Genomic DNA, 18,996 nt, shown 5'->3' on the forward strand with positions numbered 1-18,996 from the left:
ATATGATCGCTGGACCCTAATGTAAAGTGTCCAATGCGACGAAAGGTGCCCTTGTGACGATTATGCGACAGCCGACTCGCGCGGGCGTACGCGACGCCGCGGCCAAGGTGGCGGCGGTGTTGCCGGCGACCCCAATATTCGTACGTGAAATCAACGGTGTAGATGTTGCGTTTAAGGCGGAATGTCTCCAGCCGATCGGCGCGTTCAAGGTGCGCGGGGCATGGCACCGGCTGACCGCGTTGAGCGAAGAATCGCGTGGTCGCGGCGTCGTGGCTTTCTCGTCGGGTAACCATGCGCAGGGAATCGCTTGGGCGGCGAAGCGGCTGGGGATTTCTGCGACGGTCGTGATGCCTGCCGACGCGCCGGCCGCGAAGCGCGAGTCGACGCTGGCGCTGGGCGCCGAGGTGGTGCCGTACGACCGCGCGACCGAATCGCGCGAGGCGATCGCGGCGCGGCTGGCGGAGGCGCGCGGCGCGACCTTGGTGCCAAGCTTCGACGATCCGTGGGTGATCGAGGGGCAAGGCAGCGCCGGCGTCGAGGCGGCGGCGCAGATGGCGGCGGCGGGGCTTGGCGCGCCGCGGCATGTCGTGGTGCCGTGTGGCGGCGGCGGGCTGGCGGCGGGGCTGGCGCTGGCGCTGCCCGAGGCGCGGATCACGGTGGTCGAGCCCGAGGGCTGGGACGATATGCGCCGCAGTCTGGAGGCGAGCTGGATCGAGCCGGTCGGCGACGCGCCGCCGCCGACCGCGTGCGATGCCTTGCAGACGACCCGCGTCTCGCCGCTGACGTTCGACGTGCTGGCGCGGCGCGACGCGACCGGGGTGGCGGTGCGCGAGGCGGAGGTGCGTGCGGCGCAGCGCTGGGCGGCGGCGCAGTTGCGGCTGGTGGTCGAGCCGGGCGGGGCGGTGGCGCTCGCCGCTTTGCTGGCCGGGCGGGTCGCGGTGGAGGCGGGGATGCTGGTGATGCTATCGGGCGGGAACGTCGACATGGCGGACTATGCGCGCGTGCTGGCGGGGGAAGGCGCGTGACCGCGGCTTCGCTGAGCGGCGTCGCGGCGGTCGCGCCGGCGGTGGCGATGCTCGCGGCGTTCGCCTGCGCGATCGGTGGGGGGTATCTGCTGGTGAAGCGGCGGCAGTGGTTGAAGGGCGTGCTGATGCTGGTGATGGCGGCGGTGCTGGTGGGGAATGTGCTGATCTGGACGATGTGATTACGTTCTGCTCCCCTCCCTGCAAGGGAGGGGTCGGGGGTGGGTGGACACTTGCGCGCTGCTTGGTAGCGTGCCGCCACGATGCAGCGCATACCTCCCGAACTCACCGCGAACGCGCGCCAACTGCGGCGCGAGGCAACGCCGGCCGAGCGGGTGCTGTGGAACGCCCTGCGACCCCATCGGCCGCGATTTACGCGGCAGCTGGTGGTGGGGCATTACATTATCGATCTCGCTTGCCGGAGCGCGAAGCTCGGCGTCGAACTCGACGGCGGGCATCATGCGCTTCAGGTCGAGGCCGACGAGGCGCGTAGCCGCTATCTTGCCGCGCAGGGATGGCGCGTGTTGCGGTTCTGGAACAACGAGGTGCTGGAGAATGTCGAGGGGGTGGTGGAGGTGATCCTCACCGCCGTGTCGCGATGAGCCTCACTGCTGTGGCGCAAGCGGCCACTCACCCCCGGCCCCTCCCTTTCAGGGAGGGGAGTAAGGTGCCGCCTACTTAATGGGCGAGTTCGGATCCAAACGCATGTCGAGGTAATTGTCGACCGACTTCATCAGGTCGTCCATCTCATGCTCGAAGAAGTGGTTGGCGCGCGGGATCACGTCGTGGTGGATCGTGATGTGCTTTTGCGTGCGCAGCTTGTCGACCAGCTTCTGTGAGGCGAGCGGGGTGGCGACCTCGTCCTCCGCGCCCTGGATGATGATCCCCGACGACGGACACGGCGCGAGGAACGAGAAGTCGAACAGGTTCGCGGGCGGCGCGATCGAGATGAAGCCGCGGATCTCCGGACGGCGCATCAGCAGCTGCATCGCGATCCACGCGCCGAAGCCGAAGCCGGCGACCCAGGTGGTCTGCGCTTCCTGATGGAAGCTCTGCACCCAGTCGAGCGCCGAGGCGGCGTCGGACAGCTCGCCGATGCCGTTATCGAACGTCCCCTGGCTCTTGCCGACGCCGCGGAAGTTGAAGCGCAAGGTCGCGAAGCCGCGGCGCTGGAAGGTTTTGTAGAGTTCCTGCACGATCTTGTTGTTCATCGTGCCGCCCGCGTTCGGATGCGGGTGGAGGATCATCGCGACGGGCGCGCGCGGGCGCGGGGCGGGGGCGAAGCGCCCCTCGATGCGGCCTTCGGGTCCGGGAAAGATGACTTCTGGCATGATGACCTTGTGCTTGGGCAGGCAGCCGTTGGGGCCGGCGGGAAGCGCGCTATATAGGCCCGAACGCCGAAAATGGAATGTGTCTTGACCGAGCCGCTGTACCTCGACCACGCCGCGACGACTCCGATGACCCCCGCGGCCGTGCAGGCGGTGCAGGACGGGATGGCGATGTGGGCCAATCCGTCCTCCCCACACGCCGCCGGGCGCGCGGCGCGCGCGGCGCTGGAGGCCGCGCGCGGGCGGATCGGGGCCGCTTATGGCTGGACGGGCGAGGTGTTGCTGACGAGCGGGGCAAGCGAGTCGCTGGCGATCGCGCTGGGGCGGTGCGTGCTGGCGCGGCGGATCGTCTCGGCGGTGGAGCATGATGCGGTGCTGCGCGCAGCGGGTCGCGCCGACGTGCTGCCGGTGGATGCGCTGGGGCGGGTCGATCCGGGAGCGCTGGGCGACGTGGCGGGCGCGCTGGTGGCGGTGCAATGGTGCAATAGCGAGACCGGGGTGCGGCAGCCGATCGCGGAGATCGCGGGGGCGGTGCGCAAGGGCGGCGGGTTGTTGCTGGTCGATGCCGCGCAGATGCCGGCGTCGGATGAATTGGCGTCGATGGCGGATTTCGTCGCGGTGTCGGCGCACAAGCGTGGCGGGCCGCCGGGGACGGGCGCGCTGCTGGTGCGCGATGTGGCGACGCTGCACCCGAGCGGGGGGCAGGAGCGTGGCTATCGGCCGGGGACCGAGAATTTGCCGGGGGTGCTCGGCCATGCTGCGGCGCTGGACGAGGCGGAGCCGGATCATCGCGAGCGGCGGGCGCGGCTGGACGATGCGATCCGGCGGTCAGGGGGCATCGTCGTCGCGGAGGACGCCGCGCGGCACCCCGCGATCGGCGCGTACCGGATGCCGGGGGTGGCGTCGGCGGCGCAGCTGATCCGCTTCGATATGCAGGGGATCGCGGTTTCGGCGGGGAGCGCGTGTGCGAGCGGGAGCCTCAAGCCCAGCCACGTGCTGCGCGCGATGGGGTGGAGCGAGGAAGCGACGCGCGAGGTAGTGCGGGTGAGCTTCGGGCGGACGACGACCGATGATGACGTCGCGCGCTTTATCGCGGCGTGGCGCGGGGTGGCGCGCGCGACCGGGCGGTTCGCGGCGTGACCTATCTCGATTATCAGGCGACGACCCCACTCGCACCCGAGGCGCTCGATGCGATGCTGCCGTGGCTGCGCGACCAGCACGCCAACCCGCACTCGCCGCACCGTGCCGGGCGTGCGGCGAAGGCAGCGGTGGAGGTGGCGCGCGCGCAGATTGCGGCGTTGTTGCCTGCCGGGGGGCGCGTGGTGTTCACGAGCGGGGCGACGGAGGCGCTCAACTGGGCAATCAAAGGCGTGGGCGGCGCGATCGTGACGCAGGCGGCCGAACATGCCGCGGTGCTCGACACCGTGGCGGCGAGCGGGCGCGCGAATGTGGTGCTGCCGGTCGATCGCGACGGGCGGGTCGCGCCGGACGCGGTCGCGGCGGCGGTGCAGGAGACGGGCGCGCGGCTGGTGGCGGTGATGCTGGTCAACAACGAGATCGGGACGATCCAGCCGGTCGCGGAGATTGCGGCGGCGGTGAAGCCGCTTGGCGCGCTGCTGCTGTGCGATGCGGTGCAGGGCTATGGCCGGATCGCGGTCCCGGAGGCGTGCGACATGGTCGCGGTGTCCGCGCACAAGATCTATGGGCCGAAGGGGATCGGCGCTTTGTGGATACGGAACGGGGTGACGCTGACGCCGCTGTTGCATGGCGGCGATCAGGAGGGCGGTCGCTCGGGGACGCTGAGCCCGGCGCTCTGCGCGGGATTTGGAGCGGCGGCGGCGCTGGCCACGGCACGGATGGCGGAGGATGCGGCACAGACGGCGCGGCTGTTCGCGGTGGCGCAGGCGCGGCTGAGCGGGTGGACGCTCAACGGTTCGGACGAGGCGCGCTGGCCGGGCAATCTGAGCGTGCGGCGCGATGGACTGGATGTCGCGCGGTTGATGAGCGACGTGCGCGACGTGGCGTTCTCGGCGGGGTCGGCATGCGCGAGCGGGTCGGGGCGGACCAGCCATGTGCTGCGCGCGATCGGGCTGAGCGATGCGCAGGCGCGATCGACGATCCGGCTCGGCTTCGGGCGCTATACCCGGGAGGATGAATTGCTGACGGCGCTCGATCGGCTGGTAGCGGCGGCGGACGCGCAGAAGGTGGCGGCATGAAGGTGATTTTTGACGGCGACGAACTGGCGGCGACCGCGGGCGAGCGGTTGCTCGACGTCGCGCGGCGCAATGGCCTGCCGCTGGAGGGGACGTGCAACGGCGATCTGGCGTGTGCGACCTGCCATGTGATCGTCGACGCCGACTGGTTCGCGAAGCTGCCGGCGGCGCGCGAGGAGGAGGAGGATATGCTCGACCTGGTCAACGACGCGCGGCGGACCAGCCGGCTGGCGTGCCAGATCGTGCTGACCGCCGAACTCGACAAGCTTTCTGTAAGCTTACCATAGAGTTCAGGGTCGGTGCAGCGCTTCCCCCGCATCTTGCCAAACAGGGCAGGGGATTTCGGGAGTAGAGCGTATGAAACTGATGACCTTGAGCTTTGCGGGCCTGATGGCCGCCATGACGCTGGTGCCGACCGCGGCGATGGCACAGCCGGGATCGCGACATGGCTGGGACGACCGCCGTGGCTGGGACGACCGGCGCGATGATCGCCGTGGGTGGAATGATCGGCGCGACGACCGGCGCGGGTGGGATGATCGGCGCGGCTATCGCAACGATCGCGGTTGGCGTGGCAATCGCGGCTGGCGCGGGGATCGCTACGCATGGAACGGCTATCGCGGCGCCCGCACGCAGACTGTGTGCCGCTGGGTAGACGGTTATTATGGGCCGGAGCGTCGCTGTTTCCGCGTGCGTCGCTAACGACTTGACGCTTTGACTTGATCGGGCCGCCCGGCTCCGCCATATGGCGCGCGGGAGTCGGGCGGACGTGGTCGTCGCCAACTTGGTCAGGTCCTGACGGAAGCAGCCACAACGATTTCGCCGCGGGTCGTTCCGGCTCCCACCGCGCAGCGCGCACGTGGCCATGCTGGCCGCCAGACGCGCAAGCCCGGCCGGCGGGGCGCACCTCCGGCCGACGGCGGGGCTTTGCCGCGGCGGGGTTTGTTTTTCTGACACATCGGTGATTGTTGTTTCGGCGAGCGGATCGCGGGACTGTACAGACATGGGCCCCTGCCTGCGCAGGGGCGACGGCCTTTCCTCGTCATCCCGGACTTGATCCGGGATCCCGCTTGTTACTTCCGTCGAGAAGAAGCGGGGCCCCGGATCAGGTCCGGGGCGACGGCCTTGGGCGGGTGTCGGTCCCGTTCCTTCACCCTCGGAGAAGCCTTCGACAAGCCGGGCGCGCGCTCCTATATCCGCGCGTAATGTCCGACTCCCTCGACCTCGGTACGCCGCCGCAGCCTGTGGCAAGCGCGCAGCCTTATCGCGTGCTGGCACGCAAATACCGGCCGCAGACGTTTGCCGCGCTGATCGGGCAGGACGCGATGGTCCAGACGCTGGGCAATGCGATCAAGCGCGACCGGATCGCGCATGCGTTTTTGCTGACCGGCGTGCGCGGGGTCGGCAAGACCTCGACCGCGCGGCTGATTGCCAAGGCGCTCAATTGTATCGGACCGGACGGGCAGGGCGGGCCGACAATCGATCCGTGCGGGGTGTGCGAGCCGTGCCGCGCGATCGCCGAGGGGCGGCATATCGACGTGATCGAGATGGACGCCGCCAGCCACACCGGCATCGACGACGTGCGCGAGATCATCGAGGCGTCGCGCTATGCCGCGGTGTCGGCGCGCTACAAGATCTACATTATCGACGAAGTCCATATGCTGTCGAAGGCGGCGTTCAACGGGCTGCTCAAGACGCTGGAGGAACCGCCGGCGCACGTGAAATTCCTGTTCGCGACCACCGAGGTGAACAAGGTGCCGGTGACGGTGCTGTCGCGCTGTCAGCGGTTCGACCTGCGGCGGATCCCCGCGCAGTTGCTTGCCGAGCATTTCGGGCGTGTCGTGGCGGCCGAGGGCGCGCAGGCCGATCCCGAGGCGCTTGCGCTGATCGCGCGGGCGGCGGAAGGGTCGGCGCGCGACGGGCTGTCGATCCTCGATCAGGCGATCGCGCATGCCGATCTGGAAGGCGGCGGGGTGCGCGCCGACGCGGTGCGCGAGATGCTGGGGCTGTCGGACCGCAATGCGGTGCGGGACCTGCTGGCTTTGGTGCTTGCGGCGGATGCGCCCGGCGCGCTGGCGGCGCTGCGGCGGCAATATGATCTCGGCGTCGACCCGCTGGGCGTGATGCGCGCGCTGCTGGAGGCGGTGCATGGCGTGACGCAGGTGAAGGTCGGCGCGCCGGACGATCCGGCGCAACCCGCCGAGGAGCGTGCGGCGTATCGCGCATGGGCGGAGAAGCTGTCGTTCCCGGCGCTGCACCGGCTGTGGCAATTGTTCCTGAAGGGGCATGAGGAGGTCGGGCGCGCGGCGCTGCCGATCGAAACCGCCGAGATGGCGATTCTGCGCGCGATCCATGCCTCGACCCTGCCCGATCCGGGCGAGCTGGCGCGGCGGCTGGCGGCGGGCGATGTGCCGGTCGCGGCGCCGAGTGCGCCGGCTGCGCCTGCCGCGCCGCCGGCCCCGGAGGATCGTGCGCCCAAGGAATTCGCGGGGGTGCTGGCGTTGCTTGACGAGCGCGGCAAGCTCGACCTGCTGGTGCGGTTGCGGCGCGGGGCGAGCCTCGTGCGCTATGCCCCGCCCGAGATCGTGTTCAGCGGGACGCGGCCGCTGTCGACCGATACGCTGACCGAACTCGCGGCGGTGCTGCGCGAGGCGACGGGGACGCCGTGGAAGCTGGCGATGGCCGATTTGCCCGGCGCACCGACGATGTTCGAGGCCGAGCAGGACGTGGTGCAGGCGCGGCATGACGCGGCGCGCGCGCACCCGATCGTCGCCGCCGCGTTCGATGCCTTTCCAGGCGCCGAACTGATCGATCCGAAACCTGCGCAGCGCAGTATTACATGATGGGGAGTATCACATGAAGGATCTCAACGACATTCTGGCGATGGCCCAGAACGTCCAGAACGAGCTGCAAAAGGCGCAGGACAGCCTCGACACGATCGAGGTCGAGGGCGTCGCGGGCGGCGGGCTGGTTAAGGTCAAGGCGTCGGCCAAGGGGCGGATCATTTCGGTCGCGCTCGACGACTCGCTGATCGTGCCGTCCGAGAAGCAGATGCTGGAAGACCTGATCGCGGCGGCGCTTAACGATGCGCGCGCCAAGGCGGATGCGGCGTCGTCGACCGAAATGTCGAAGATGACCAGCGGCCTGCCGCTGCCGCCGGGGTTCAAGCTGCCGTTCTGATCCGGCACAGCGACGATCCTTCCGGTAACGGAACATTGCTGCGGCGGTCGCATTCATGGCTCCATCAATCGAGAGGGAGAGAGCCATGAGTGACGATCGCGTGACGCAGACCCCGCATACCACGATCATCGAGCGCCGTGGCGGCGGCGGTGGCGGGTTGCTGATCGGGCTGGCGGTGCTGATCGTGGTGGCGGTCGCGGCCTATTTCATGATCGCGCGCGGCGACAGCGAGACGGCCAAGAACAATGCGATCACCTCGGCGGCGAAGAGCGTCGAGAGCACCGCGGACAAGGCCGGGTCGGCGATTGACGGGGCTGCTGACAAGAAGTGATGGTACAGCTTACTTCGTCACCCCGGACTTGATCCGGGATCCCGCTGTTTAACTCACGTCTGGTAGGAAGCGGGGCCCCGGATCAAGTCCGGGGCGACGGGGTGGGTTGGGTTGCTTTACAACAACGATCCCTGCCGGGTGCCGCTTTCGCGCGGTGCTTGGCGGAACGCTGCGGTGGCGTCGACATAGGGCAGGTCGGGGCGGCGGCCCTTGAACAGTTCGGCGAGCGTGATGATCTGGAGGCGCGGGTAGCTCTTGCCCGTCACCTCCGACGTGAAGCGGCCGGCGGCGGCGGCTTCCTTCTCCATCGGGCGCGACGGCGCGACCTTGGTGACGAAGACCGCGGCGGCGGCTTTCTCGCGAATCATCGCGGAATGCAGGTCGCGGATCATCGTGACGCCGACATGGTCGCCGCCCTTCACCGACACCAAAGCGCGCTCGGTGCGGCGGCCGTCGGGCTTGAAGTAGATGATCCCGTCGATCCCGCCATCGGCACCCTTCTTGCGACCGCCGTACGGCATGGCGTCGACCATTGACACCGCCCACCATTGAAACTGGTATTTGTCGCGGCGCGCGAGGTCCTCCGCGGAGGCGAGGTCCTTGGGCGTGCCCTCGACGGTGAAGGCGATACCGGGGAAGGCAGCCTGCATTCGCTTTTCGATCAGCGAGATGGCGAGATGCGTGACGTCGATGCCGATCCACTGGCGGTCGAGCTTCTGTGCGGCATGGACCGCGGTGCCGCAGCCGCAGAACGGGTCGAGGACAATGTCGCCTTCGTTCGACGACGCGGCGATGATCCGTTCGAGCAAGGCGAGCGGCTTTTGCGTGGGGTAGCCGAGCCGCTCCTGCGCCTGCGAGTTGAGCGCGGGGATGTCGGCCCAGAGCGCCTGTACGGGCATGCCCTTGGCCTCGTCGAGATAGCGTTTGAGGCGGATGCCGCCGCTGCGCGTGAAATGAAGCCGGCCCTCGGCGTCTAGGCGGCGCATCGTTTCCTCGGGCATCCGCCACAGCGAGGTGACGCCCTTGTATTCGTAGGTATAGCCGCCGCCCGACAGCCCCTTGGCGGTGAGATTGTCGTCGGTCCAGCGGCGGCCGTCGGGGTCGCTCTGGCTGAAACGCGCCTCATATTCCGGGTCGTAGGCGGTGTAGGCGGGGTGCCAGACATGTTCGGCGCTGCGGGTGTAGAAGAGCAACGTGTCGAGGTTGCGCCCCCAGCGGCCGCCGTCGGCATGGGCGGTGGTGCGCTTCCAGATGATCTCGTTGCGGTAGCGATCGGCGCCGAAGACGCCGTCGAGCAGCAGCTTGAGGTAGTGGCTCGCGGTGGAATCGCAGTGGAGATACAGGCTGCCGGTCGGCTTGAGCACGCGGTGCTGCTCGATCACGCGCACCGCCATCATCGCCAGATAGGCCATCATGTCGTTGTCGCCGAGGAAGCCGCGCATCGCGTTCAGCAGGTCGAACGCCTTGGTGTGGCCGCTGCGCGCGACCTGGTCGAAGGCGTCCTCGGCGCGATCGTTCCAGCGCCAGGTGTCCTCGAACGCCTCGATCTGTGCATCGGCCGTGTCGCCGGTCGGGGAGCGGAAGAGAATGTTGTAGCTGGCGTTCGAGTTGAACGGCGGGTCGAGATAGACGAGGTCGATCGTCGCATCGCCGATCTCGCGACGGAGGACGTCAAGGTTGTCGCCGTAATAGAGGTGGTTGGTGGGTCGGTTCGCGCTGGACATGGGCGCGAGTGGAGCGGGACGCGGCGGGGTTGTCGCGGTCAGGTAGGGGCGGTTTGGAGCGGGTTGGGGCTTGCGTGCTGGGTGAGGATGGCACCGGAATGGAGGTAAAAAGACAGCCACCCCGGCCCCTTCGACAAGCTCAGGAGAGCCTTGAGCCGGGGTCCCGCTTTTCGGCTGACGGTCGAAAGAAGCGGGGCCCCGGGTCAAGCCCGGGGCGACGTGTTGGGGTCAGCCGTGGCCGGCCAGTGCGGCCAGCAGCAGCAGCGCGACGATGTTGGTGATCTTGATCATCGGGTTGACCGCCGGGCCGGCGGTGTCCTTGTACGGATCGCCGACCGTGTCGCCGGTCACCGCGGCCTTGTGCGCCTCCGAGCCCTTGCCGCCGTGGTTGCCGTCCTCGATATATTTCTTGGCATTGTCCCATGCGCCGCCGCCGCTAGTCATCGACAGTGCGACGAACAGCCCCGAGACGATCACGCCGAGCAGCATCGCGCCGAGCGCTGCGAAGCCGCTCGCCTGCCCGTCGACCGCGCGGACGATGAAGTAGAGCGCGATCGGCGACAGCACCGGGAGCAATGACGGCACGATCATCTCGCGGATCGCGGCGCGGGTGACGAGGTCGACGGTGCGGCCGTAATTGGGGCGGCTGGTGCCCTGCATGATGCCGGGATTGTCGCGGAACTGTTCGCGGACTTCCTCGACCACCGCTCCGGCCGCGCGGCCGACCGCGGTCATGCCGAACGCGCCGAACAGATAGGGGAGCAACGCGCCGAGCAGCAGCCCGACGATGACGTACGGATTGCTCAGCGAGAAATCGACGGTGAGGTCGGGGAAATAGGTCTTGAGGTCGGTGGTATAGGCGCCGAACAGCACCAGCGCCGCGAGCCCGGCGGAGCCGATCGCATAGCCCTTCGTCACCGCCTTGGTGGTGTTGCCGACCGCGTCGAGCGCGTCGGTGCGTTCGCGGACCTCGTCCTCCAGCCCCGCCATCTCGGCGATGCCGCCGGCATTGTCGGTGACCGGCCCATAGGCATCGAGCGCGACGACCATGCCGGCGAGAGCCAGCATCGCGGTGGCGGCGAAGGCGATGCCGATGATCCCGGCGAGCTTGTAGGCAGCGATCACCGCAATCACGATCACCAATGTCGGCAGCGCGGTTGCCTCGAGGCTGATCGCGAGGCCCTGGATAACGTTGGTGCCGTGGCCGGTTTCGCTGGCCTTGGCGATCGACTTGACCGGGCGGTAGTTGGTGCCGGTGTAATATTCGGTGATCCAGACGATCAGCCCGGTCACCGCGAGGCCGATCATCATGCACCAGAACAGATCGGTGCCGGTGAAGGCCGTCGCGGCTGGCACGCCGGCGGTCGCCGCATCCGCGCTGCCGGTGGTGATCGCGTCGAAGGCGGCGTCGCGGTCGGCGTCGAGAAAGCCCGCCCCGCCGATCACCGCGTTCATGTCGCCGAGCGTCCACTGCGTCACCGCCCAGATCGCCGGCACCGACAGCAAGGCCGAGGTCCAGAAGCCCTTGTAGAGCGCGCCCATGATCGTGCCGCGCCCGAGCCGGACCATATAGGTGCCGATGATCGAGGTGATGATGCACACGCCACCGATCGCGAGCGGCAGGCTCATCAGCCGCATCAGCTCGGCGGGGCGGGCCTGGATCAGCAGCGCGATCGACACCATCGTCACGCCGAGCGTGACGACATAGGTTTCGAACAGATCGGCCGCCATGCCCGCGCAATCGCCGACATTGTCGCCGACATTGTCCGCGATCACGGCGGGGTTGCGGGGATCGTCCTCGGGGATCCCGGCCTCGACCTTGCCGACCAGGTCGGCGCCGACGTCGGCGGCCTTGGTGAAGATCCCGCCGCCCAGTCGCGCGAAGATCGAGATCAGCGATGCGCCGAACGCCAGCGCGGTCAGCGCCTCGACGATCGCGCGGTCGTTGGGGAGCAGGTTGGAGGGGCCCGTCAGATACCAGAAGAACAGGGCGATCGCGAGCAGCCCGAGCCCGGCGACGAGCATGCCCGTGACCGCGCCGGAGCGGAACGCCAGCGTCAGCCCGCCTTGCAGCGAGCCACGCGCCGCCTCTGCGGTGCGGACGTTGGCGCGCACCGAGATGTTCATGCCGACGAATCCCGCGAGCCCCGACAACAGCGCGCCGATGACGAAGCCGATCGTCGACAGCGTGCCGAGCGTGGCGAAGAGCACGATCGCGACGACGACGCCGACGATCGCGATGGTGGTATATTGCCGCCCGAGATAGGCGCGCGCGCCCTCCTGGATGGCGGCGGCGATATCCTGCATCCGCTCATTGCCCGGCGAGGCGGACAACACCTGTCGACTGGTCACGAAGCCATAGAGTACGGCGATCAGGCCGCAGACGATGGCAAGATAGACGATCGTCATGCCCTTCATCCCTCCTAGTGGCGCGTCCGGTCTGTCGCCGGTACGTCGCGCGGGGAGCCGAGGCTAACAGGTAGGGGCGTCAGCGCAACCCGTGCTGGTAGCCGAGCGATGTGGGTAGCGGGATCATTCGGTTATCCTGCGTCAACGTCAGCCCGGTGCCGGCGGCGAAGGTGCCGACGCGGGTGGCGGGGACGGGGAGTTCGAGGTCCGCGGGCGCGGCGAACAGCAGTTCGTAATCGTCCCCGGCGGTGGCGGCGGCGAGCGGATCGGTGACGCCGGTCGTTAGTGGGACGGCGGCGAGGTCGATCGTGACCGAGAGCGCGCTGGCGGCGGCCATGCGCGCGGCGTCGATCAGCAGGCCGTCGGAGAGGTCCATCATCGCGTGGACCCGCGGGGCGAGCGCGCGGCCTTCGGCGAGGCGTGGGACGGGGCGGCGGTAGCGGGCGAGCAGCGTGGGGTCGCCGCTGCCGGTGCGGGCGATGGCGAGTCCCGCGCCGGCGTCACCGATCGTGCCGGTGACGTAGAGCGCGTCGCCGGCCTTTGCGCCAGAGCGCGGCGGGGCGGGGGCGTCGCGGCCGAAGGCGGTGACGGTGAGGATGCGCGGAGCGTTCGAGGGAAGCGTGACGGTGTCGCCGCCGAGGAGGGGGCAGTCTAGTTCGGTCAGGACTTCGGCGAGGCCGTCGAGGAAGGCGCCGTCCCATGTTTCGTCGCTCAGCGGGTAGTTGAGGAGGATGCCCTTGGCTTGCGCGCCCTTGGCGGCGAGATCGGAGAGGTTGGTGGCGACCAGCTTCCACGCGACATCCTGCGGCGGATCGGAGGGGAGGAAGTGGATGCCCTCGACGAGCGTGTCGGTGGTGATGGTGAGGCCGGCGAGCGTGGCGGTGTCGTCGGTGAGGCGTGCCGCGCCGGGGTGGAGCGGGAGCGTGCGAAGGCGGGCGAGGAAGTCGGCTTCGGTCATTGCCCGCGTCCCATCGTCATCCCCGCGGAGGCGAGGATCCAGAACCTCCGACGGTGCGCCTCTATCGATGGACCTGCGCGTCTGGATTCCCGCCTTCGCGGGAATGACGACGTGGTTTGCCGGCATGTTTTCAATCGGAACACCGCGAAACTCTGCGTCGCCCCGGCCTTGAGCCGGGGCCCCGCTTCTTCGCGGCCACTAAAGGAAGAAGCGGGATCCCGGCTCAAGGCCGGGATGACGGTGGTTTCCTGTTCTTCAAGGCTTTGGCGGTCACTCATACGCACCGCGGCGCATCACATAGTCGCGGGTTTCGTAGGGTTCAGGCAGTCCTTCGACCCACGCGCCGTGCGCATGGGTGAGCGCGACCAGCTGCATCGGTTGCTTCGAAGGCCAGCATTGCACGCGCACCTCGTGACGGTGGAGGTCGCGGTTGGGCTCCATCATCACCCAGCCGAGCGGGCGCTCGCTCGTGGCGCGCGCGCCGGCCGCGGCCATGGCGGTGCGGATGCGGTCGCGCGCGGCGGCGGGAAGATACTGCCAGACGACCGAATGCATCAGCACGCGCGTGACGCCCTCTTCCTGCGGCTCGGCGAGGCGCGCCTCGACCCAGTCGGCGGCGTCGCCCTGCACCAGATCGACCGGGCGCGCGCGGACCATGTCGAGTGCGGTGGAAAGGCGCGTGAGGCGGTCGTGATTGTCGACCCAGACATAGCCGGCGAGCCGTTCGGCCTGCGCCGGGTCTTGGACGTCGACCGGGGCGATGTCGACCCCGCGGGTGCGCTCGATTGCGATTGCGGCGGCGGGCGGCGGCGGGCCGCGCCAGTCGGGGACGATCGCCAGCGGCGAGTCGGGTGGGCCGACTCGCACGCCGCCGAGATCGAAGCGCATCCGATCGATCAGCAGGTTGAGCCCGGCGCTCGAGCCGATTTCCAGCACCTCGATACGCGGGCCGTGCGCGGCGGCGACGTGGAGCAGCCCGGTCATCAGCCCCGCCGAGCGCTGCGCCTCGTTGGTCTGCGGCGGGCCATTGAGCCACGGAAGCAACGTCGCGTCGTGGGTGGCGAGGATCGTCGCCAGCGTCGCGTCGTCGGCGGCGAACGGGTCGGCGACGCCGCGGCGGGCGAGCGCGTGGAGCCCGCCGACGACGCGCAGCACCGTCGCATCCGCGACCGGCTCGCCCGGCCAGTCGAGCAGCCGCGCGCCGACCGCGGTGTCGCGGGTCAGCACGCGGGCGAGCGTGCGGCACAAAGCCGCGGTCTGCGGCGCGGCCATCGCGTCGCAATATTGCGCCTGCACCTCGAAGGCGGCGCGGTTGGTCGACTCGTCTGCCACGCGCGCCTCATTGCGCCCGCCGCAGTGCCTTCGTAAAGCCGCGCGCATGTCCGATCCTATAGTTATCGCCGTTCCCAAGGGCCGTATCCTCGAAGAAGCCCTGCCGCTGCTTGCGCGCGCCGGGATCGTCCCCGAGCCGGCGTTTGGCGACGAGAAAAGCCGTGCACTGCGTTTCCGCACCGATCGGGACGGGATCGAGCTGATCCGGGTGCGCGCGTTCGATGTGGCGACGTTCGTCGCGCATGGGGCGGCGCAATTGGGGATCGTCGGGTCCGACGTGCTCGCCGAGTTCGATTATGCCGAGCTGTATGCGCCGGTCGATCTGAACATCGGCCATTGCCGACTGTCGATCGCCGAGCCCGCCGACATGGCAGCCAACGACGATCCGCGCGGGTGGAGCCATGTGCGGGTTGCGACCAAATATCCGCACGTTACCGCGCAGCATTTCGCGCGTGCTGGGGTGCAGGCCGAGTGCATCAAGCTGAATGGTGCGATGGAGCTGGCGCCGACGCTGGGGCTGGCCACGCGGATCGTCGATCTGGTGTCGTCGGGCAAGACGCTGAAGGAAAACGGATTGGTCGAGGTGGAGCGGATTATGGAGGTGTCGGCGCGGTTGATCGTCAACCGTGCGGCGATGAAGACGCGCGCGCATGTATTCCCGTTGGTCGAGGCGTTCCGCGCGGCGGTGGCGGCATGATCCGGCTGGACACGCGGGACGGCGATTTCGAGGCGCGCTTCGACACATTGGTCGATGCGCGGCGCGAGGCGGCGGGCGATGTCGCGCGCGACGTGGCGACGATCGTGCGCGCGGTGCGCGACGAGGGCGATGCGGCGCTGCATGCGTTCACGCAGAAGCTCGACCGGCACGACCTGAACGAGACCGGGTGGCGCGTCGATGCGGCGGCGTGCGCGGCGGCGTTCGAGGGCTTGGAGCCGGAGTTGCGCGCCGCGCTGGAATTGGCTGCGACGCGGATCCGGGCCTATCACGAGAGGCAGCGGCCCGAGGATGTGAGCTACACCGATGCCGCGGGCGTGCGGCTCGGCGCGCGGTGGCGCGCGGTCGATGCGGCGGGCGTCTACGTGCCGGGCGGGCGTGCGGCCTATCCGTCGACCTTGCTGATGAACGCGATCCCGGCGCGGGTTGCAGGGGTCGGGCGGCTGGTGGTGGTGACGCCGACGCCCGATGGCGAGGTCAACCCGCTGGTGCTCGCCGCCGCGCATCTGGTCGGGGCGGACGAGGTGTGGCGGGTCGGGGGCGCGCAGGCGGTTGCCGCGCTGGCGTACGGGACCGAACGGATCGCGCGGGTCGATGTCGTGACCGGGCCGGGCAACGCCTGGGTCGCGGAGGCCAAGCGGCAGGTGTACGGCGTGGTCGGGATCGACATGGTCGCGGGGCCGAGCGAGATCGTCGTCGTCGCCGATGGACTGAACGACCCCGAGTGGATCGCCGCCGACCTGCTGAGTCAGGCCGAGCATGATACGACGACGCAGTCGATCCTGTTCACCGATGACGTGGCGTTTGCCGAGCGGGTCGCCGGGGCGGTCGAGCGGCAGTTGCTGGCGCTGCCGACGCAGGCGGTGGCGCGGATGGCGTGGGAGGACAATGGCGCGATCGTGATCGTGCCGACGCTGGAAGCGGCGATGCCGCTGGTTGACCGGCTCGCGCCCGAGCATGTCGAGCTGGCGTGCGACGATCCGCAGGGGTTGTTCGAGCTGTTGCGCCATGCCGGGTCGGCGTTCCTCGGGCGGCATACGCCGGAGGCGATCGGCGATTATGTCGCGGGGCCGAACCATGTGCTGCCGACCGGACGCCGCGCGCGGTTCGCGAGCGGGCTGGGGGTGAGCGATTTCATGAAACGGACCAGCTTCTTGCAGCTGGATGAGACGGCATTGAATGAGCTGGGGCCGGCGACGATTGCGCTGGCGCGCGCTGAGGGGTTGCCGGCGCATGCGCAGTCGGTGGCGTTGCGGATTCGGGCGAACCGCTAAGACATTCGTCGTCCCGGACTTGATCCGGGACCCCGCTGCTTGCTGTCGTTGAGAAGGTACCGGGGCCCCGGATCAAGTCCGGGGCGACGGGAGTGTTCGGGCGATTGCCTTTCCAACCGTCGCCCCTGCGCAGGCAGGGGCCTATGTCTGTTTCGTCCGGGTGAGGGATTTGACACACGGGAGTTGGCCCTTGTGTCAGACCGATCGACCGACTTTACAGACATGGGCCCCTGCCTTCGCAGGGGCGACGGGAGGAGGGGGCTAGCCCTCCATCCTCAAATTACGCGGTGGCGAGTTCGGCTTTCTTGTTCAGCTTCTTCTCGGCAAGCGTCGTCAGCTTGTCGTCGGTGGCCTTTTCCTCGTCGAGCGTCGCTTGCAGCAGCGACACGACGTTATCGTGGCCGAGCTGCGTCGCCCAGGCGATCAGCGTGCCGTAGCGGGTAATCTCGTAATGCTCGACCGCCTGCGCCGAGGCGATCAGCGCGGCGTCGAGCACCGCCTTGTCGGCGATCTCGCCCGCGACCTCGTTGGCTTCCTTGATGATGCCGTCGATTGCCGGGCAGGTGACCGCCTTCGCCTTCTGGTCGAGCGCCTCGAACACCTGCTCCAGCCGCGCGATCTGGCCCTCGGTCTCGCGCAGGTGCGTCTCGAAGCCCTTCTTCAGCTCGGGCGCGGTCGCCTTTTCGATCATCTTGGGCAGCGCCTTGGTGATCTGGTTTTCGGCATAATAGACGTCCTGCAACTGGTGAAGGAACAGGTCCTCGAGCGTCGCGATGTCCTTGGTGAACAGGCCCATGTGCCATCTCCTCGGGTGAAGTTACCCGCGAGGAACGAGAGGCACGCCGGAGCGTTGCGAACAATCTTGCTGATCGAGGTAAAGGCGCGGCAGGGGGTGACGAACGCGCGGCAAGCGACTATGGCGCGCGGCCTATGTCCCGCACCGCTGCTCGTACCAAGGCCCGCGCCGCCGCGCGCCTCGCCGCCGTCCAGGCGCTCTATCAGCATGAGATGGAGGGCACCGCCATTCCCGTGCTGCTCCACGAATTCCACCAGCATCGGCTGGGCGCGACGATCGAGGACGTCGAATATGCCGAGGCCGACGTCACCTTCTTCGACGATCTAGTGAAGGGCGTCACCGCGCGCGCCGGCGAGATCGACCCGCTGGTGGAAGCCAAGCTGAGCGCCGGGTGGACGCTGGAGCGGCTCGACAAGCCGATGAAGGCGATCCTGCGCGCGGGCACCTACGAACTGCTGGCGCGTGCCGACGTGCCGGTCGGCGCGGCGATCAGCTCTTATGTCGATGTCGCGCACGCTTTCTACCAGAAGCGCGAGGCGGGGTTCGTCAACGGCCTGCTCGATGCGATCGGCAAACAGGTCCGCGCCTGACGATGGGCGAGGTCGTTTCCTTCCGGCAGGCGCGCAAGGCCAAGACCCGCGCCGCGAAGGAGACGCAGGCCGCCGCCAATCGTGCCGCATTCGGGCGGACCAAGGCGGAGAAGGCTGCCGACGCCGCAGAGCAGGCGCGCAAGGACGCGCTGCTCGACGGCGCCAAGCTCACGGATAACTGACGGTCTTCGGCACCTCGGGGAGCGGGATCCACTCGCTGTCGTTGGGAACGCTGGCGAACTCGCCGGCCTTCCACGCGCGCTTCGCGTCGCGGATCGCGTCGCGCGAGGAATGGACGAAGTTCCACCACACATGCCGCGGGGTCGCGAACGCCGCGCCGCCCGCCAGCATCGCGCGGCCGCCCGCCTGTGAGCGAAGCGTCGCGGCGACGCCGGGGCGTAGAACGTAAAGTCGCTGCGGTTCGAGCGCGAGGCCGTCGAGCGTCGCCTCGCCGCTGGCCAGATAGATCGCGCGCTCGTCGGTGCTGTCGTCGATCGGCACTGCCGCACCGGGCGCGAGCACGATATCGGCGTAGATCGTCTCGGCATAAGCGGTGACCGGCGAGGTCGCGCCCCACAGCGATCCCATCACGACGCGCGCGGTCGCGCCATGCGCGTCGACGACCGGCATCTTGTCGGCGGCGACATGCTCGAAAGCGGGGGCGCGATCCTCCTGCCCGTCGGGGAGCGCTAGCCACGTCTGGATGCCGTCGAGCCGCGGACCGTCGATGCGCACGTCGTCCGGCGAGCGCTCCGAATGGACGATCCCGGCGCCGGCTGTCATCAGGTTCACCGCGCCGGGCGTGATGCGGATGTCACTGCCAAGCGAGTCGCGATGCTGGAACGCGCCCTCGAACAGATAGGTGACGGTCGACAGCCCGATATGCGGGTGCGGACGGACGTCGACGCCGTTGCCGGGCGGCAGATGCGCCGGTCCCATCTGGTCGAAGAACAGGAACGGGCCGACCATCGTCCGCTCGCGGTGCGGCAAGGTGCGATAGACCTTGAAGCCGCCAAGGTCGTGGGTGGCGGGCTCCAGCGTCTGCAGCACCAGATCGTCGCGGGTCGACATGCGCTTTCTCCGTCAGCGTTTCTCGCCGCTTAGCAGCGAAGCCTCGCGGGCGGAAC

Annotated in this window: 21 protein-coding genes and 1 other RNA gene; 15 read left to right on the forward strand and 7 right to left on the reverse strand. The window is 68.9% G+C overall.

The window, feature by feature from the left end:
• The first annotated feature begins 62 nt into the window (after positions 1-62).
• The 3 genes from SPHPH_RS0104685 to SPHPH_RS0104695 all read left to right on the forward strand — a co-directional run bounded on the left by SPHPH_RS0104685 (position 63) and on the right by SPHPH_RS0104695 (position 1,624).
• On the forward strand, positions 63-1,025 hold the full coding sequence (locus SPHPH_RS0104685; protein ID WP_037488107.1) for a threonine ammonia-lyase: 963 nt from the start codon (positions 63-65) through the stop codon (positions 1,023-1,025).
• Positions 1,022-1,204 (forward strand): hypothetical protein, encoded by a 183-nt coding sequence (locus SPHPH_RS0104690; protein ID WP_051272833.1) that lies wholly within the window; start codon positions 1,022-1,024, stop codon positions 1,202-1,204. Before SPHPH_RS0104685 ends, SPHPH_RS0104690 begins: the two co-directional genes overlap by 4 nt.
• Before the next feature lie 81 nt (positions 1,205-1,285).
• Positions 1,286-1,624 (forward strand): endonuclease domain-containing protein, encoded by a 339-nt coding sequence (locus SPHPH_RS0104695; protein ID WP_028965651.1) that lies wholly within the window; start codon positions 1,286-1,288, stop codon positions 1,622-1,624.
• A gap of 72 nt (positions 1,625-1,696) precedes the next feature.
• Here SPHPH_RS0104695 and SPHPH_RS0104700 read toward each other — a convergent pair whose 3' ends face one another.
• On the reverse strand, positions 1,697-2,353 hold the full coding sequence (locus SPHPH_RS0104700) for an alpha/beta hydrolase (protein ID WP_028965652.1): 657 nt from the start codon (positions 2,351-2,353) through the stop codon (positions 1,697-1,699).
• An 84-nt stretch (positions 2,354-2,437) separates the two neighbouring features.
• Between SPHPH_RS0104700 and SPHPH_RS0104705 the strand changes: the two genes are divergently transcribed.
• The 8 genes from SPHPH_RS0104705 to SPHPH_RS0104735 all read left to right on the forward strand — a co-directional run bounded on the left by SPHPH_RS0104705 (position 2,438) and on the right by SPHPH_RS0104735 (position 8,071).
• Entirely contained in the window at positions 2,438-3,490 is a 1,053-nt protein-coding gene (locus SPHPH_RS0104705; protein WP_420329288.1) for a cysteine desulfurase family protein, read from the forward strand.
• Complete coding sequence (locus SPHPH_RS0104710) at positions 3,487-4,566, forward strand: cysteine desulfurase family protein (protein ID WP_028965654.1); 1,080 nt, start codon at positions 3,487-3,489, stop codon at positions 4,564-4,566. The genes SPHPH_RS0104705 and SPHPH_RS0104710 overlap by 4 nt, the downstream gene beginning before the upstream one ends.
• The gene (locus SPHPH_RS0104715; RefSeq protein WP_028965655.1) at positions 4,563-4,850 is read left to right on the forward strand and encodes a 2Fe-2S iron-sulfur cluster-binding protein; all 288 of its coding nucleotides are present in this window, start codon (positions 4,563-4,565) and stop codon (positions 4,848-4,850) included. Before SPHPH_RS0104710 ends, SPHPH_RS0104715 begins: the two co-directional genes overlap by 4 nt.
• A 70-nt stretch (positions 4,851-4,920) precedes the next feature.
• Entirely contained in the window at positions 4,921-5,262 is a 342-nt protein-coding gene (locus tag SPHPH_RS18920; protein ID WP_028965656.1) for a hypothetical protein, read from the forward strand.
• A 49-nt stretch (positions 5,263-5,311) separates the two neighbouring features.
• Positions 5,312-5,409, forward strand: an RNA gene (gene ffs / locus SPHPH_RS20685) — signal recognition particle sRNA small type.
• Positions 5,410-5,765: 356 nt separating this feature from the next.
• Positions 5,766-7,403: a DNA polymerase III subunit gamma/tau gene (locus tag SPHPH_RS0104725; RefSeq protein WP_028965657.1), complete on the forward strand. Its 1,638-nt coding sequence runs from the start codon at positions 5,766-5,768 to the stop codon at positions 7,401-7,403.
• Positions 7,404-7,416: 13 nt separating this feature from the next.
• Entirely contained in the window at positions 7,417-7,740 is a 324-nt protein-coding gene (locus tag SPHPH_RS0104730) for a YbaB/EbfC family nucleoid-associated protein (protein ID WP_028965658.1), read from the forward strand.
• Positions 7,741-7,825: 85 nt separating this feature from the next.
• The gene (locus tag SPHPH_RS0104735; protein ID WP_028965659.1) at positions 7,826-8,071 is read left to right on the forward strand and encodes a hypothetical protein; all 246 of its coding nucleotides are present in this window, start codon (positions 7,826-7,828) and stop codon (positions 8,069-8,071) included.
• A gap of 116 nt (positions 8,072-8,187) precedes the next feature.
• Here SPHPH_RS0104735 and SPHPH_RS0104740 read toward each other — a convergent pair whose 3' ends face one another.
• The 4 genes from SPHPH_RS0104740 to SPHPH_RS0104755 form a co-directional block, all read right to left on the reverse strand.
• The gene (locus tag SPHPH_RS0104740) at positions 8,188-9,795 is read right to left on the reverse strand and encodes a DNA methyltransferase (protein ID WP_028965660.1); all 1,608 of its coding nucleotides are present in this window, start codon (positions 9,793-9,795) and stop codon (positions 8,188-8,190) included.
• A gap of 228 nt (positions 9,796-10,023) precedes the next feature.
• Positions 10,024-12,204 (reverse strand): sodium-translocating pyrophosphatase, encoded by a 2,181-nt coding sequence (locus tag SPHPH_RS0104745; protein WP_028965661.1) that lies wholly within the window; start codon positions 12,202-12,204, stop codon positions 10,024-10,026.
• A 79-nt stretch (positions 12,205-12,283) separates the two neighbouring features.
• A complete protein-coding gene (thiL, locus tag SPHPH_RS0104750; protein ID WP_028965662.1) occupies positions 12,284-13,162 on the reverse strand; it encodes a thiamine-phosphate kinase in 879 nt (292 codons plus the stop codon).
• A gap of 270 nt (positions 13,163-13,432) precedes the next feature.
• Positions 13,433-14,494, reverse strand: coding sequence for a DUF2332 domain-containing protein (locus SPHPH_RS0104755; protein WP_028965663.1), 1,062 nt, complete (start codon positions 14,492-14,494; stop codon positions 13,433-13,435).
• Between the two features lie 46 nt (positions 14,495-14,540).
• On the opposite strand from SPHPH_RS0104755, the gene hisG reads away from it, so the two are divergent.
• The gene (gene hisG, locus SPHPH_RS0104760; RefSeq protein WP_028965664.1) at positions 14,541-15,191 is read left to right on the forward strand and encodes an ATP phosphoribosyltransferase; all 651 of its coding nucleotides are present in this window, start codon (positions 14,541-14,543) and stop codon (positions 15,189-15,191) included.
• Positions 15,188-16,483 carry a histidinol dehydrogenase gene (gene hisD, locus SPHPH_RS0104765; RefSeq protein WP_028965665.1) on the forward strand — a complete coding sequence of 432 codons (1,296 nt, stop codon included), beginning with the start codon at positions 15,188-15,190 and terminating at the stop codon, positions 16,481-16,483. Before hisG ends, hisD begins: the two co-directional genes overlap by 4 nt.
• Before the next feature lie 280 nt (positions 16,484-16,763).
• On the opposite strand, the gene SPHPH_RS0104770 is transcribed toward hisD, so the two are convergent.
• Positions 16,764-17,279: a YciE/YciF ferroxidase family protein gene (locus SPHPH_RS0104770; protein WP_028965666.1), complete on the reverse strand. Its 516-nt coding sequence runs from the start codon at positions 17,277-17,279 to the stop codon at positions 16,764-16,766.
• Between the two features lie 134 nt (positions 17,280-17,413).
• On the opposite strand from SPHPH_RS0104770, the gene nusB reads away from it, so the two are divergent.
• Both nusB and SPHPH_RS0104780 read left to right on the forward strand, forming a co-directional pair.
• Positions 17,414-17,869, forward strand: a complete 456-nt coding sequence (gene nusB / locus SPHPH_RS0104775) for a transcription antitermination factor NusB (RefSeq protein WP_028965667.1) — start codon at positions 17,414-17,416, stop codon at positions 17,867-17,869.
• A gap of 2 nt (positions 17,870-17,871) precedes the next feature.
• Entirely contained in the window at positions 17,872-18,051 is a 180-nt protein-coding gene (locus tag SPHPH_RS0104780; protein ID WP_028965668.1) for a DUF4169 family protein, read from the forward strand.
• On the opposite strand, the gene SPHPH_RS0104785 is transcribed toward SPHPH_RS0104780, so the two are convergent.
• Positions 18,038-18,940, reverse strand: coding sequence for a pirin family protein (locus SPHPH_RS0104785; RefSeq protein ID WP_028965669.1), 903 nt, complete (start codon positions 18,938-18,940; stop codon positions 18,038-18,040). The genes SPHPH_RS0104780 and SPHPH_RS0104785 overlap by 14 nt on opposite strands.
• Between the last annotated feature and the right edge of the window lie 56 nt (positions 18,941-18,996).

The organism is Sphingomonas phyllosphaerae FA2, from assembly GCF_000427645.1.
GTDB classification, from domain to species: Bacteria; Pseudomonadota; Alphaproteobacteria; order Sphingomonadales; family Sphingomonadaceae; genus Sphingomonas; species Sphingomonas phyllosphaerae.